Source organism: Streptococcus sp. UBA4344 (assembly GCF_002393675.1).
In the GTDB taxonomy this organism is placed as follows: Bacteria; Bacillota; Bacilli; order Lactobacillales; family Streptococcaceae; genus Streptococcus; species Streptococcus vicugnae.
Map to the genome: position 1 here is coordinate 1 of NZ_DGTE01000019.1, position 15336 is coordinate 15336.

Annotated in this window: 13 protein-coding genes; 2 read left to right on the forward strand and 11 right to left on the reverse strand. The window is 36.2% G+C overall.

Annotated features, from left to right (window positions below; all coding sequences use genetic code 11):
- The 4 genes from B4D49_RS03110 to B4D49_RS03125 all read right to left on the reverse strand — a co-directional run.
- A partial coding sequence (locus tag B4D49_RS03110) for a pyridoxal phosphate-dependent aminotransferase (protein WP_286783148.1) occupies window positions 1-875 on the reverse strand: 875 nt, incomplete at its 3' end.
- Window positions 876-940: 65 nt separating this feature from the next.
- Entirely contained in the window at window positions 941-1777 is an 837-nt protein-coding gene (locus B4D49_RS03115; protein WP_286783149.1) for a dimethylarginine dimethylaminohydrolase family protein, read from the reverse strand.
- Between the two features lie 59 nt (window positions 1778-1836).
- Window positions 1837-3345, reverse strand: coding sequence for an ABC transporter permease subunit (locus tag B4D49_RS03120; protein WP_286783150.1), 1509 nt, complete (start codon window positions 3343-3345; stop codon window positions 1837-1839).
- A gap of 27 nt (window positions 3346-3372) precedes the next feature.
- On the reverse strand, window positions 3373-4146 hold the full coding sequence (locus B4D49_RS03125) for an amino acid ABC transporter ATP-binding protein (RefSeq protein WP_081341158.1): 774 nt from the start codon (window positions 4144-4146) through the stop codon (window positions 3373-3375).
- Window positions 4147-4328: 182 nt separating this feature from the next.
- Here B4D49_RS03125 and B4D49_RS03130 point away from each other — a divergent pair, with 182 nt between their 5' ends.
- Window positions 4329-5186 carry a LysR family transcriptional regulator gene (locus B4D49_RS03130; RefSeq protein ID WP_286783151.1) on the forward strand — a complete coding sequence of 286 codons (858 nt, stop codon included), beginning with the start codon at window positions 4329-4331 and terminating at the stop codon, window positions 5184-5186.
- Between the two features lie 143 nt (window positions 5187-5329).
- Window positions 5330-6985: an Rqc2 family fibronectin-binding protein gene (locus B4D49_RS03135; RefSeq protein ID WP_199544265.1), complete on the forward strand. Its 1656-nt coding sequence runs from the start codon at window positions 5330-5332 to the stop codon at window positions 6983-6985.
- A 319-nt stretch (window positions 6986-7304) separates the two neighbouring features.
- Here B4D49_RS03135 and B4D49_RS03140 read toward each other — a convergent pair whose 3' ends face one another.
- The 7 genes from B4D49_RS03140 to B4D49_RS03170 all read right to left on the reverse strand — a co-directional run bounded on the left by B4D49_RS03140 (window position 7305) and on the right by B4D49_RS03170 (window position 15286).
- Entirely contained in the window at window positions 7305-8708 is a 1404-nt protein-coding gene (locus B4D49_RS03140) for an APC family permease (RefSeq protein WP_286783152.1), read from the reverse strand.
- Between the two features lie 216 nt (window positions 8709-8924).
- Window positions 8925-9644 carry an acetolactate decarboxylase gene (gene budA, locus B4D49_RS03145; protein WP_286783153.1) on the reverse strand — a complete coding sequence of 240 codons (720 nt, stop codon included), beginning with the start codon at window positions 9642-9644 and terminating at the stop codon, window positions 8925-8927.
- A 73-nt stretch (window positions 9645-9717) separates the two neighbouring features.
- Window positions 9718-11391 carry an acetolactate synthase AlsS gene (gene alsS, locus B4D49_RS03150; protein WP_199544269.1) on the reverse strand — a complete coding sequence of 558 codons (1674 nt, stop codon included), beginning with the start codon at window positions 11389-11391 and terminating at the stop codon, window positions 9718-9720.
- Window positions 11392-11822: 431 nt separating this feature from the next.
- Window positions 11823-13058: a tetratricopeptide repeat protein gene (locus tag B4D49_RS03155; protein ID WP_199544280.1), complete on the reverse strand. Its 1236-nt coding sequence runs from the start codon at window positions 13056-13058 to the stop codon at window positions 11823-11825.
- Window positions 13048-14235, reverse strand: coding sequence for an AI-2E family transporter (locus B4D49_RS03160; RefSeq protein WP_132868978.1), 1188 nt, complete (start codon window positions 14233-14235; stop codon window positions 13048-13050). The genes B4D49_RS03155 and B4D49_RS03160 overlap by 11 nt, the downstream gene beginning before the upstream one ends.
- Window positions 14236-14259: 24 nt before the next feature.
- Complete coding sequence (locus tag B4D49_RS03165) at window positions 14260-14745, reverse strand: NUDIX hydrolase (protein ID WP_074482012.1); 486 nt, start codon at window positions 14743-14745, stop codon at window positions 14260-14262.
- Between the two features lie 118 nt (window positions 14746-14863).
- The gene (locus tag B4D49_RS03170) at window positions 14864-15286 is read right to left on the reverse strand and encodes a GTP pyrophosphokinase (RefSeq protein ID WP_286783154.1); all 423 of its coding nucleotides are present in this window, start codon (window positions 15284-15286) and stop codon (window positions 14864-14866) included.
- Between the last annotated feature and the right edge of the window lie 50 nt (window positions 15287-15336).

Genomic DNA, 15336 nt, shown 5'->3' on the forward strand with positions numbered 1-15336 from the left:
TTCGTCTTACTGTTTAAAACTTTAAAGCCTAAAATACGAAGAGCAGATGTCAAGTAATCACGATTGTCGATAATTTCCTTGACATGTCTTTCAAAATGAAATTCATCTTCTAAACTTGCTATCGCCACTTCTTCTTGTAACAAACTCACATTGAATGGATTAACCGCCATTTTTAAATCTTCCATATCTTTGATGAGTTCTTTACAAGCAACCACGTAACCAATCCGACCGCCAGCTAATTGACGCGATTTTGAAAAAGTACGAACAACAATAACATTTGAAAATTCCTCAACCAACTTAATAGCTGTTTCTGAAGCACCACCAAAATCAATATAAGCCTCATCAACAATAACCAGGCGCTCTGGATGCGAAGCAACCAATTTCTTGATGGCTGATAAAGGTTTTAAAAATCCTGTTGGTGCATCCGGATTAACAACTAAAACGGCATGTGGAAGATCTTCATAATCTGATAAATCAACGCGTAAATCTTTTGTTAAAGGCACTTCTAATGCTTCATATCCATACGTATCCGCATATCCTTTGTAAAACGGATAAGTCACTTTTGGAAAAGCAATTTTGTCCCCACGATCAAAAAATGTCCTAAAAATTAAATCCAAAACATCATCTGCCCCTGTTCCAACAATGATGTTTGCTTGGTCAAGTGAATGCAGCTGAGCTAATTTTTGACGTAATTTATGTTGACATGGATCGTTATAATAATTTAAGGTCTGAGCATTCTTCAAAACCTCTAAAACACGAGGACTAGGTTCCTGTGAACTTTCATTGGCGTTTAATTTAAGATAATCATCCCCAAGTTGTTCACCAGGCTCATAAGCGACAATAGTTTCAAATGATTTAGCTAAAAATGTTGACATAACAAACTTTCTAAATTGTTTTTTACGTGGCAATCCACATCTACAAATAATTCCTGAGCAATTGATTAATAACGTTCAAGTGGGAAAGTCATGCAATGCACGCCACCGCCTGCTTTCAATAACTCTGTAATATCGACCTCAATAACTTCCATACCTTCACTACGAAGTGCTTCGTTAATAAAAGTATTTTGTTTTAAACTCATCACACGATTATCTCCCAAAGCTTCAACGTTATAACCATGTTTAAAAATCATTTCTTGCGTTCCAGAAATAACCTTAATACCTTTTTCCTTAATCAAGGTAATAAAATCATCTGGTAATCCAGCCTCATAAGCAATAGCAAGTTTAGGTGCTACTAAGTTAAAACACATATCCAAATGCAAATAATCTGGATTGGCTTTAACGGCATAAACCTTGTAACCATATGGTTCTAGCTGCTTATGAATTTCATCAACACCCGTGAGATTAGTGCGGTCAATCACACCAATCGCTAACGTTTTGTTATCAATAAAAGCAAAATCACCCCCTTCAAAGTAACCTTCAGTGACTTCGGCAATCTTTGGAATGCCAAGTCCTGACATGATGTCTTCATAATGCTGACGTTCAGCAAAACGAATTTCTTTTTTAAAGCGTCCTAAGATGTAACCTTCCTTAACATCACCTCCAAAATCTCTTGCAAAAACAGCATTTGGCATTTTCTTACTTGAAGTCACTTCAACCACTTCAACACCATTATCTTGATATGCCTTAACCACCGCTTCATATTCTCGCATCATTTTATCGTGGTCTAATGGCTCTGTGTACTGCTCTGAAATCACATTAATCGGCGCAGCATTGACCAAAAAATCTGGTCGACACATTAACACTTTTCGTAAACGACTAGTTCCATCTACTACTGTCATAAGATTCTCCTTCTATTCATTTTCTCCGGTATTCTTTTGAGCAAGATTACTATAAGTTTTCATCCAATTGTCAAAAGTCCCATCTTTTTATCTTGTTCAATAAGGTCATCAACATAAGCTTTCAATGATTGATTGCCTTTTGTCAAAGCCATAGCTGTTTCAGTTGTTCCAGGCAATTCAATATCAGCATAGGTTAGGTCACTATTACTTGCGATATATTGATCTGCCACTGTATCATCTGCAACAACCGCATCAACCTTTCCTTGTAATAAATTTAGAAAAGCATCTGGCAGACTCGTTAGTGCAACAATCTGTTTTGGCTTGATACTATCTTTAACCACATCTGCTTGTGTTTTTGATTTTTGCACAGCAATTGATGTTGGGGCTAAAGATTTTATCGATGTGTACTGACTAGCAAACTCTTTACGAACAATGACCTTATTGGTTTGTTTAACGTAGTTTTTAGTAAAATCAACTGACTTTTCACGTTCCTTTGTCTTAGTCATCCCTGCAATAGCTATATCTGCATTACCTGATGTGATTGTTCCTAAAATTGAATCAAAGTTCATATTTTTAACGACCAATTTCACCTGCAACTTGTCAGCCAATTGTTTAGCAAAAGCTAAGTCAACCCCAACTGCTTTTTTATGACCTGAACTCAAATCGTAAAATTCATATGGCGCATAACCGATATTTGTCGCTACCACTAGCTGACCTGACTCTTGAATCTTATCAATGCCACTTGCTGCTTGAGTAGCTCTGCTATGATTCAAAGCAAATAAACCAATAATATCTGCGATGACAGCTGTCGTTACTGTCAGTTTCTTCCAACTTGATTTAACGTTTTGTAAAAACTGACCTACCTTTTCATCAAAACTCAGCTCTTCTTCTGTGCTACGATTCATTTTCTTTTCGTAGTGGGCAACAATGCGAGTCGTTGAAAAAGTAAAAACTAAATATACGATACCAACGGCAATGACGGCTTGAAAGGGTTTATAAGAAATGCCTTGAATAGTACTTGCTGTAAACATCAAATCAGCCACACCAATAACAGACGCTTGAGAACTTGATTTGATATTATTAGCAAATTCATTGCCCAAGGTTGGCAAAATATTTTTAAAAGCTTGTGGAATAATCACATAACGATAAGCTTGAAATTTATTAAAACCAATACTTCGCGCTCCTTCAAACTGACCTGAATCAACAGCTTGAATCCCAGAACGATAAATCTCAGCAACAAATACCGACTCACCCACCGTTAAACCTGTTAAAGCAGCAATCAAACGATCTAAATCAACCCCAAATAAGGTCCCTTCAGGAATATTAAGCCCTAGCTCAGGCAAGCCATAAAAGAAGAGTGACAAAATGACTAGCATTGGCAAACCACGAACCACTTCAATATAAAGTTTTGTCAAACCACTAATCAAAAGATTGTCACTCATTCGAGCTGCTGTGACAAGACCACCTAAAATCAAGGCTAGAATCATCGAAACCACTGATAAAAAGACCGTCATCAGGGCATCATCTAAAATAAAACCACCATAACTTTCCAGAAACCCACCAAACATAAAACACTCCTACACCTAACTTATAACTTACAAAATTTGTTTTAAGAAACTTGCCACACGTTGATTTGGATAAGAACTATTAACTTCCTCAGGTAACATGTCAGCAATCAACTCACCATTTTCAAGAAAAACAATTCGATCTGCCACTTCTTTAGCAAAGCCAATTTCATGCGTCACAATAATCATCGTTGTCCCACTTTTGGCGATAGCCTTCATCACTTGCAAAACTTCACCAACCATTTCTGGGTCAAGCGCTGATGTCGGTTCATCAAATAAAATGATATCCGGCTCCATAGCTAAAGCTCTTGCAATCGCCACACGTTGCTTTTGCCCACCAGATAGATTTTCAGGATAAGCGTCTTTCTTATCAAGCAATCCTACCGCCATTAACAACCTAAAAACGACTTCTTGCATTTCTTCGCTACTTTTCCGATGTAATTTCTCTGGACCAATACTAATATTTTTGGCAATAGTCATATTATTAAAAAGATTGAAATGCTGGAAAACCATATTGACACGTTCACGAAGTAAATTATCATTCATGTTCATGTCGTAAATGTTTTTCCCCATTACAGCAATTTTCCCACCATTAATTTTCTCTAACTTATTAATCGTTCGAATCAAAGTTGATTTCCCACTACCAGATGGGCCAATTAGAACCACAACTTCACCTTTTTTAACGGAAAGATTGATATTTTTCAAAACTTCTTGCTTACCAAAACTCTTTCGAATCCCCTTCATTTCAATCATATACTTTGCCGTTAAATCAAAACTCGCCAACTCCTCTTCCAAAGCAACCATGCTGCAAACCTCTTTCTCAATTGATGTCAATATTTTATAATTTTCAGAATTTTATTTCAATGGTTTGTGTTAGGTTTTCTGACATATCGACTAAATTTTATGTGTTTTTGGCTATTTTTTTGAAAAAACGTCCCACTTTAGAAGATTTGAATATAACTTTTATTTATGCTAAAATCTAAATTATGAAATCTAGTTATAAATTATCCATTTTTGACTTTAAATTAATCAAAGACATCTATGAAACTCAAAGTTATTCTGAAGCTGCTAAGCTGAACAACATCAGCCAGCCAGCCGTTTCTAAGCGTGTAAAAGAAATTAGCAATAATTTATGTGAGGTTTTCTTACGTAAAAATAAAAAAATCTCCCTTACACCAAAAGGAAGAGAGATTTATCAATTTGCCAATCAGACCTTACTGGCTTATAACACTCTTCTTGATAATTTAGAATCAAACTTTGAAGAAACTATTATTCTTGGTTCTGACACTTCCTACCTCAAGACCTATCTTTCTACTATCCAAGATAATCTACCAGAAAATCGCAAACTAAACGTCCAAACTTATAGTAATTCTCATCAGATTTTCCAAGCACTGTTAGTTGAGCAGATTGATCTTGGCATCATGTCTGGTAGCTACACTCAAAAAGGTGTCCTTAAAATCCCACTTCGCGCTGATAAACTGATGATAGTCGGTCAAAAAGACCTCATCAACGCCTTTGATAAAGGGGAGAAAACACTCTTTTTACTCTATCACATGACAAGTAGTTATCATAATTTCTTAAGGGAATTCATTAAAATTAATCAACTACCTACTCAACACCACATCTCTATTGATAACCTTTCACTGATTGAACACGAAGTACTCAAAGGCACAGGGATTACTATTGTTAGCCAAGACATCGCCGAAAGATTATTGGACAACGAAACTATCATTTCAAGTTCAAAAAAATTCAAAGATATCTTTGTCAAAACCTATGCCATCGTCAAAATGGATAACAAACACTATCAGGACCTAATTTCAATCATTCAAAAATTAAAAAAATAGCATTAGCTTAACTTTCCTATTTCACAAGCAAGAGATTTGTCATGGGATATGGTATAATAAAAGAATTGAAAACATGAGATTAGAAAGGAGACGTCGTAAGTTTTCTAGGCATTTTCCTTAGTAACCTTGCGGCAACTTTAATCATGTCATTTGATGGTTTTTTCCTACACCATTTAACAAAAGAATTGCAAGATGAGCTCCTCTATGGACGCATTCAAAAAGTGAATCAACCTTTTGAACACGAGCTTGTTTTAACCATTCGTAATAATCGTAAAAACTATAAACTTTTGCTTTCTGCACACCCTGTTTTTGGTCGTCTGCAAATCACTAAAACGGATTTTCAAAATCCCCAAACCCCAAATACATTTACCATGATTATGCGTAAATACCTTCAAGGGGCTGTGATTGAGAGCATCACTCAAATTGAAAATGACCGCATTTTGGAAATTGCTTTTTCAAATAAAAACGAAATTGGGGACAACATTAAGGTAACCTTAGTCGTTGAAATTATGGGTAAACACAGTAATATCATCTTGATTGATAAAGCTGAAAGCAAAATCATTGAATCCATTAAACATATCGGTTTCTCACAAAACAGTTACCGTACTATCTTACCTGGATCAACTTATCTTGCCCCTCCGCAAACTGGTAGTCAAAATCCATTTACAATTTCAGATGAAAAATTATTTGAAATCCTACAAACGGAAGACTTGGCTCCACGTCATCTTCAAAAACTCTTCCAAGGGTTAGGGCGTGATACTGCAGAAAATTTAGCTGCGCAACTTAGCAATGATAAACTAAAACAATTCCGAGCTTTCTTCAATAGACCAGTTCAGCCAAATATGACTGATAAATCATTTGCAGCTGTGCTATTTGAAAAAAGTGACAAACCATTTGATAGTCTTTCTGAACTTTTGGATGTTTTCTACCAAGACAAAGCAGAACGCGATCGTGTCAACCAACAATCAAGTGATTTGATTCACCGTGTCCAAACAGAATTGGATAAAAATATCAAAAAACTCGGGAAACAAGAAAAAGAACTTGCTGCTACAGAAAACGCTGAAGAATTTCGTCAAAAGGGTGAACTTCTTACAACTTATCTATCAATGGTGCCAAATAATCAAGACCAAGTAGAACTTGATAACTACTACACAAACGAAAAAATCACTATCGCTCTTGATAAAAGTTTGACCCCTAACCAAAATGCTCAGCGTTATTTCAAAAAATATCAGAAGCTTAAAGAAGCTGTTAAACACTTAGCCGGTCTCATTGAAGAAACCAAACACACTATCACTTACCTCGAAAGTGTCGAAACAGCCTTAAGTCATGCTTCAATCTCTGACATTGAAGATATTCGAGAAGAATTGGTTGAGACAGGTTTTGTCAAACGTCGCACGCGCGATAAACGTCACAAACGTAAAAAACCAGAACAATACTTAGCTTCTGATGGTAAGACAATCATCATGGTTGGACGAAATAATCTTCAAAACGATGAATTAACTTTCAAAATGGCTAAAAAAGGTGAACTTTGGTTCCACGCCAAAGATATCCCAGGCAGTCACGTTCTTATCAAGGATAACCTTAATCCAAGTGATGAAGTCAAAACAGATGCCGCAGAGTTAGCTGCTTATTACTCAAAAGCTCGCCTATCAAACCTTATCCAAGTCGATATGATTGAAGCTAAAAAACTCAACAAACCAACAGGTGCGAAACCAGGATTTGTAACCTACACTGGTCAAAAAACACTTCGTGTGACGCCAACCGAAGAAAAAATCAATAGCATGCGCATTGATAAATAAAAAAGAAAACTCATTTTAAATCTTCCACAATGGTTGATTTAAAGTGGGCTTTTCTTTTACTCTTTATACATTGACTTGCTTCTCTATTTTTAGACTGAAGAAAAAGTTTTTTTGATACTTAGCTTAGGTTCATCGCTTTTCAATTTCTAAGCTCAGACCTCAAAACATCCGTTGGATGTTTTGACCCGTCGGCAGGTTCAACAGTCCACTGAACTTGACTCGATTTCTTATTTTTGGGCCCATGAAAAAACTGCCCGCTGGGCATGACTCGCTTTCTTATTTTCTGGCTCATGAAAAAACTGCCCACTGGGCAGTTTTTTTAATCTTTGTTTTCCGCTTTTAACTTAGAATGTCTGTAACCATAACCAAAGTAAATGAGACTTCCGAGTACAAATGAAATGATAAAGCCATACCAAGTAATTGCTTTACATTGTGTCATCAAAGATAAGCAAACCACAATTGACACAATTGGTAAAAATGGAACCCAAGGTGTTCTAAACTCTCCTTCTTTTGGCTCACCATAATCTTTACGAAGTTTCAAAATACCAAAAGCAAGCAAAATAAGGTAAGCAAGAGTTACAATATTAACCAATAAAGCTAAGATTTCAAGTTGTAAAAATCCTGACATAAACATTGTTACCAAACCAACAAAAATCGTTGCTTTCTTCGGTACTTTGCTCTTTGGCGTCAATTCTTGAAATTGTTCTGGTAATAAACCATCGCAACTAATGTTATAAATCACACGTGACAAGGCAAACATCATTGAGATACATACAGTAACCAAGGTCAAAATCACGACAATCGAAACAAAATTACCAACCAATGGGAATCCAATGCTACGTAGTACAAATGGCACCACATCTGCTGTATTTAATTTTGTATAATGAACTGTTCCTGTTAACACCAAGGTTACCAAAACATACAATAAAGTTGTCAAACCAATTGAGAAGAAAATACCTTGTGGAATTTTCTTTTCTGGTTCTTTGGTTTCATCAGCAGCCATTGAAATAGACTCAAAACCAAGGAAAGCAAAGAACATCAAAGAGGCACCTGCCATGATACCAACTTTACCACCATAGACTTGACCAAAACCATAAGGTGCAAAATGACTCCAATTATCCGTGTTAATAGCTGTTAAACCAAGGGCAATGAAAATCAACAAAACAGCTAATTTAAAAATAACCAAAACTGAATTAAATCTCAGTACCGTTTGAACTCCCAAAACAACCAAGGCTGTTACACACAGCAACAAGATAACTGGAATAATATCAATATAAGTTCCTTTTTCAGGGTTAAAAGGTCCACTGAGTGCGGTTGGAAGACTGATACCAAAAGTTCTTAAGAAAGCCTTTAGATATCCTCCCCAGCCAGAAGCCGCTGTCGAAATGGCTCCTGCAAACTCGATAATCATAAACCAACCAGCAATCCAGGCAGGATATTCTCCAAAAACAGTATATAAATAGCGATAAACACCACCTGAGTGTGGTAATCTTGAAGAAAATTCTGCAAAGAATAAGGCTGACATGGTTACACAGATAGCAGCAACAATAATTGAAATGGTAATCGCAGGTCCTGCATATTCAGCTGCTCCTACTCCTGTTATCGTGAAAATCCCAGTCCCAACAATCGAACCTACCCCTAAAAAGATAAGTTCAGCAAACCCCAGGCGTCTCTGTAAATAGCTTTTCTTTTGCGCCATAGGGGTCTTTCGAAAAATATCCATACATTCTCCTGTTTTTTGTTTAAAATCGTCATACAATTTTTACAATTCTATCAATTTTTGATACTAGCCTCGTATGCACAACGTCTTTTATTTTAGGATAAATAGCAGTAAAAATCAACTCTCTACTCCTATTTTATCACGTAAAAAAACACATTACTAAAACAAGAAAACTCGTTTTTAGTAATGCGCCTTTTTCATATGCGATAGCTAAACGATTTATTCGCTTTTTTTGATGTCTTCTTTCAATTCGTCCATGTTAAATTTTGCAAAAAGGTATTTGCGATCTTGTACTGGGAAACGTTGATCCAATTGATCAACCGGTCCCACTTCAACCACACCTTCTGAAATGACAAAATCCATCACATGACCACCAAATGTTAAATCATCCGAAATAAAGTGCAAATGATAACCTGCAACACTCACACCGTGAAACATCTTAGGTGTCCAGATGCCCACAATTGTACCCGTTACATCCTCACGAGTATACTCTGGTTGGCGTGTTGCGACTTCTGCAAACTTAGTATTTGGCGCAGATTTTGGAATCATGCGAACATGCATGTTAGAAAAAGTCCCTTTAATTTTAATCGAACGGAACAAGTTAACCCCATCATAATACGATTCGATGCGTTTTTTAAGCTCAGCGTCTGTCATTTCAAAACGTTGTTTGAAAATCACTTCAGCTTGATGAGGAACAACTGCAGCGTAAGGAACTTTGACATCATCAGAAACCTCAACAATTTCAGGTTTTCCGTTTGAGCCAATAGCTTGATAGGCTTTACCGTCTAGAATAATCAACTCTCCATCAATAGAATCGAGGGTTCCGATTCCTAAATCACCATGCTCCAATAGCTCACCAATGGTTAACGTTCCACCATAAAGGCCAGCCATCAAGGCACTTAAGGTATTATATTGAAAAAGTTTAATTGCTTCTGACATATTCTCCTTCACTTTCGTCATTTAAAATTAACTAACAGTATTATTTTATTGCCAAATGAGCTAAAATGCAAGCTTAATAAAATTCGTCTGGTAAGATTGTTTCACCAAGTTTGATATTATCTTTGTAATCGATTGGAATATCGATAAGCACTGGTCCATTTTCTGCTTCTTGCAAAGCTTTCTTAAGAGTAGCTTCAAATGATTCTTTGCTATCAACACGGTAACCTTTTGCACCAAAGCTTTCAGCATATTTAACAAAATCAACTGGACCAAATTCAACACCAGAAGAACGACCATATTTCATTTCTTCTTGGAATTCAACCATGTTATATTTACCATCATTCCAAATAATGTGAACGATTGGCAAGTTAAGGCGTACAGCAGTTTCCAATTCTTGTGCTGAAAACAAGAAACCACCATCACCAGAAATAGAAATGACTTTTGTATTTGGACGAACAAGCGCTGCAGAAATTGCCCAAGGAAGTGCTACACCAAGTGTTTGCATACCATTTGAGAAGAGCAAATGACGTGCTTCATATGATTTGAAATAACGTGCCATCCAAATGTAATGACTACCAACGTCAACTGTCACTGTCATATCATCAGTCGTATTTTCTTGCAAGACATCGATCACATCAAGCGGGTGAACCAAACCTTCTTTTGAGTTGCGGTCAAATTTCACATCTTCAACCACATTTTTCTTAAGGTTTTGAAGATAATCTACAGATGTTTTTGGTAGTGTATAGCCATTGACAGCAGGCAATAGCAAATCAATAGTGTCGGCAATATCTCCAATCAATTCGCGTTCTGGTTGGAAATAAGTATCAATTTCAGCTTGAGCGACGTCAATAACAATGATACGTGCTGAAATTTCAGCATTCCAGTTGCGTGCTTCGTATTCAATTGGGTCATAACCAATAGCAATGACAAGGTCCGCTTTTTTTAGCAACATATCACCTGGTTGGTTACGGAAAAGTCCAACACGTCCAAAGAAAGTATCTTCTTCAAGCTCACGTGAAACAATACCAGCACCTTGGAAAGTTTCGACTACTGGCAACTTAACAGCTTCAAGCAATTTACGAATTGATTTTGTAACCGCACGTGTTGAAGCACCATTTCCCAAGAGAAGAACAGGCAATTCAGCATTTCGAATAGCTTGAGCAAGGTAATTCACATCATCTACTGATGCTGAACCAAGTTTTGGATCAGTCAATGGTTTAATAGCTTTTACCGATACCAAACTATCAGTAACGTCTTGAGGAATAGAAACAAAGCTAGCGCCACGTTTGCCTGATTTAGCGACACGATAAGCATTGGCAATAGTTTCAGAAAGTGTGTTAGGATCGTGAACTTCAACAGCTGACTTAGTCACCGGCTCCATCATAGCCACGTTTTTCATTGATTGGTGTGAACGTTTCAATAAATCACAGCGTTTTACTTGTCCAGAAATGGCAAGAACTGGGTCACCTTCATCAGTTGCCGTTACAAGACCAGTTGCCAAATTTGATACACCAGGACCACTTGTTGTGATAACTACACCAGGATTGCCAGTGATACGTCCGATACCTTGTGCCATAAAAGCAGCATTTTGTTCGTGACGAGCAACAATCAGTTTTGGCCCCTTATCTTCAAGTGTGTCAAAAATTCGGTCAATCTTTGCACCTGGAATACCAAAGACATAATCAATGTCATGATTGATAAGGCTATCTACAACAAGATCAGCCCCATATTGCTTTTGTTCAGTCATTTTATCTCCTATATGTCTTTAGATGACTAATTAAGAAAGGATTTTTTCCAATCCAAATATATCACAACTACAAGCAGATTTGGTGATAAAATTAGTCAAATCTAAATCACAAATTTTTATTTTTTCACAAATATGAATCAATTATACCATAGTTTTACGAAAAGTTTGTGAAATTTCGCTTGTGAAATTTTTCTTTATCTTTCTTTCGTAAAATGAAAATATCAATGAAAATTACAAGAAAAGAACGTGACAAATCTCACGTTCTTTCTCCCTATTTTTTTCGTCTTGTTCTGACAAAATCATAGGTGGTCATTATGATGAAACCACCAAATACCACAAGAATATTTCGTAGAGGCTCACCACTTTGATCAAAGAATGATAGCAAAACAAAAATGATGATAACCGTTATCAGATTACTAGCCAAGAGACTCTTAAAATTCATCTTCATTTAAAAATTCCACCATATTGACATCATCTGGAACCAAGCTCAAGTAACGTTTAGCGACATCTTTAGCGCGATCTCCATAACCAAACTCACGCAAAATGTAAGCATAATCTTGCAAGAATTCTGGATTATCAGCTAAATCTGTTGCCAAATCATCGTAAATCTTGAGCGCTTTTTTATCAGCCTCAAGCGCTTGATAAGCCTTGGCAATGTTCCATTTTGTAAGCACGTTATCAATATTGTCACGATAAAGCGCAACAACATCATCATAGCGTTCTTCTTCTAAGTACAAGTTTGTCAAACGCATCAAAACATCTTCATCATCAACAGCAACTTCTTTTGCTTTTAAAAGATAACTTTCTGCTTGTTTTGAATCATGCAACTCATATGAGAATTGAGAAGCCGCTAACAAGAGATTTGTATCAAATTCATTTTTAGACAAACCTTTTTGAACCAAGCGAAGCGCTTCTTCTGTTTTGTTTTCCTCGTGAAGAGAATGAGCATAAACGTATTCATACCCTTCAAAATCAGGGTTCATTGTTTCCAATTGTTTGAAATAGATATTAGCTTTTTGGTACTCACCTTGATCATACAAAATAGTCGCTAACTCAAAGACAGTGTTATCATCATACTCAATTTCAACTGCTTTTTCAAGAAATTCGATAGCTGCTTCAAATTTCCCAAGACTTGCATAAGCACGACCAATACGCTGATATGTTGATACACCTGTTAGCTCTAGCATATCACGGTTGTCTAATTTCGCATATTCTTTGATAGCTTGGTTATAATTTCCAAGTTCCATTTCAATTTCTGCCAAACCAAAAATAACCAAAGGTTCATCACTGATTTCATTTGCTTGCAAAAGTTTTTCGCGCGCAACATCAGCCAAACCTTCCATTTCATAAATATCAGCCATAACTAACAAAGCTGACAAATAACTGTCGCTTTCTGGAGAAATGGCATCAAGATACATAAATGCTCCCTCAATATCGCCATCTTCAGTTGCAATCTGAGCAAGGTTAATATTTACCTCAGGATAATCCTCACGTTCTTGCAGATAAATTTCTTTTGCTTGTGGTAAAAATCCAATACTCTCAAGATACTCTGCCAACTCCAAGAGTGTCTCAGCATCATCTTCTTTCAAAGCACGTTTAAAATATTTATTTGCGTGCTCCAAATCCTGACTCTGAATTGAGGCAACCATTTTTTCACTATTCAACATCTTTTATATTTTCTTCTCCTTCTTTTACAATATAATCTTCGTCATATAAACCACTGACAACTTTATACCAGTCAAAAAGTTCTTTGACAATTACTTTAATTGAAGCGTATACTGGGATTCCTAAAAAAACTCCCCAAATTCCAAACATTGAACCTGACGTTAGCAAAATAAACATGATAGTAATCGGATGAATACTCAATTTGCTTCCCAAAACTAACGGAGCTACAAAACGCCCCTCAATTGTTTGCTCGATAACAAAAGTCACCAAGACTTTAATCAGCATAATCGGCCCTTGAACAATCCCCATAATCACAACTGGAACCATAGCCAAGAAGCTACCAAGATAAGGAATCATATTTAAGAACCCTGCAATAATACCAAAAGTTGCCGCATAACGCAAACCGATGATATTAAAGAAAATTGTAAACATAATACCGACAACAATCGCTACCGTCACTTGACCTTGTACATAACCAGCAAGTTGCTTATTGATATCCCCTAAGATACGTGCTGATGGACGACGCATTCTAGTCGGAAATGCCTTAATCAACCCCTCTTTCATCTTATGACTATCTCTTAAGAAATAAAAGAGAATGAAAGGTGACATAATGATAGCTACCGTCACACGAGCAATCGCGCTAGCAAAATTCGATGCCCAATCAATAGCATTCTTTGAAAAGCTTTCTGCATAGTCAACAGCCTTATTACTGATATTAGCTAGCATATCTTGCAGTTCTGACTGATAATTAGCTAACCAAGGACTTTTTAGTAACTTAGCCCCTTCTACGTTGACACTTTTGACATAAGACGGCAAATTTTCAACAAATGACATCAATTGCCCTTCAATCATCGGAATAAAACTAGCCAAAGCCCAAATAATCAAAGCAACAATAATGGCATAAACAATAAAAATCGAAGCTGTACGGCTAACACCACGACTCTCAATAAGACCAACTAAAGGCTTGATAAGATAGTAAAGAATTGCCGAAATCACCAAAGGAAGCATAATAATAGCTAAAAATGATAAAATAGGCTTAAACAAGAACGAAATCTTAGTAAATAAATAAAGGGTCAAAAAAACAAGAAAGGTAACCATAACAGTCACAGTAGCTTGACTATTCAATACCCATTTAAAAAACCAAGAATCAGTAAATTTCTTTTCTTGATGTCGATCCATGAAAACTCCTCTCTATAATACACACTACTTATTATCATAAAAAGTAACGCTCTTATCTACAAGACGTTGCTTGTCATCATAAGTAAACTTAGCTGAGAAAAACGGAACATCATCTAAAATCCATTTAAAAATCTCATAATCACCTTCCCAAGTTGGTTTTGACAAGACTTGATCATAAGGTACCCACTCAAGCGTTCCTTCTCGTGATTCTTCATCTGAGATTAATTCACCCTCAAAATCAGTTACTTTGAAAACATAAGTATACCAGTCATGTCCAGGCGTAAATTCTGGAAAAGTAATCACTCCCTTGAAATCCATTTCTTTAACAGTAAAATGAGTTTCTTCAAAGATTTCACGTTTAGCGCACTCATCTGGAGTTTCACCAGCTTCAAGTTTACCACCCACTGAAATCCATTTTCCTTCATGAACATCATTTGGCTTTTTATTGCGATGTAAAAGCAAAAGAGCTTCACCGTTGTCAATATAACAAATTGTAGCTAACTTTGTCATTTTTCTCTTCTTTCTCGTTTTCTTCTATTGTACCAGAAAAATAAACACAATTCTGAATCAAAAGTTAAGTTATATGGTATTTCCCATTTTTTAAGGGATAAAAAGCACATAGAAATATCTAAGTGCTTAAAAATATAATGGCATCTTGGTATTTTTTCAATCGATCAATATCTCTTTTAGTAACACGTGATATCCTTGATAAATCTGAATTGTGCTTTAAATCCGCCAATTTGACAACACGTGCTAATTCATTTGTTTTAACAAGTTTAAGATATTGCTTGTACGATTGCCCATCTTTTCTAGTCAATAAATCAACTGCTTTTATGATTTCAGACGAGAAACCTGCTTCTTCTAAATCACTCAGCTGATAAGGAGTATCTTCAATCACATCGTGTAAATAGGCAACAATTTTTTCACCATCTTTCGTGACAAACGATGCCACCGTCTCAGGGTGTAAAATATACGGCGCACCAGCTTTGTCAACTTGACCGTGATGTGCTCTTTTAGCAATTTCGTGAGCTAATTTGACATCATCTTTCATCACTGCTCCTCCTTTATCGAAAAAATTAAATTTATTATACCACTTTTCTA

Excerpts from the sequence above, each read along its gene's own strand:
- alsS (WP_199544269.1), bottom strand. The coding sequence starts at position 11,391 with ATGACTGAACAAAAGCAATATGGGGCTGATCTTGTTGTAGATAGCCTT.
- B4D49_RS03130 (WP_286783151.1), top strand. The coding sequence starts at position 4,329 with ATGAAATCTAGTTATAAATTATCCATTTTTGACTTTAAATTAATCAAA.
- B4D49_RS03160 (WP_132868978.1), bottom strand. The coding sequence starts at position 14,235 with ATGGATCGACATCAAGAAAAGAAATTTACTGATTCTTGGTTTTTTAAA.
- B4D49_RS03115 (WP_286783149.1), bottom strand. The coding sequence starts at position 1,777 with ATGACAGTAGTAGATGGAACTAGTCGTTTACGAAAAGTGTTAATGTGT.
- B4D49_RS03140 (WP_286783152.1), bottom strand. The coding sequence starts at position 8,708 with ATGGATATTTTTCGAAAGACCCCTATGGCGCAAAAGAAAAGCTATTTA.
- B4D49_RS03170 (WP_286783154.1), bottom strand. The coding sequence starts at position 15,286 with ATGAAAGATGATGTCAAATTAGCTCACGAAATTGCTAAAAGAGCACAT.
- budA (WP_286783153.1), bottom strand. The coding sequence starts at position 9,644 with ATGTCAGAAGCAATTAAACTTTTTCAATATAATACCTTAAGTGCCTTG.
- B4D49_RS03165 (WP_074482012.1), bottom strand. The coding sequence starts at position 14,745 with ATGACAAAGTTAGCTACAATTTGTTATATTGACAACGGTGAAGCTCTT.
- B4D49_RS03135 (WP_199544265.1), top strand. The coding sequence starts at position 5,330 with ATGTCATTTGATGGTTTTTTCCTACACCATTTAACAAAAGAATTGCAA.
- B4D49_RS03155 (WP_199544280.1), bottom strand. The coding sequence starts at position 13,058 with ATGTTGAATAGTGAAAAAATGGTTGCCTCAATTCAGAGTCAGGATTTG.
- B4D49_RS03120 (WP_286783150.1), bottom strand. The coding sequence starts at position 3,345 with ATGTTTGGTGGGTTTCTGGAAAGTTATGGTGGTTTTATTTTAGATGAT.
- B4D49_RS03125 (WP_081341158.1), bottom strand. The coding sequence starts at position 4,146 with ATGGTTGCTTTGGAAGAGGAGTTGGCGAGTTTTGATTTAACGGCAAAG.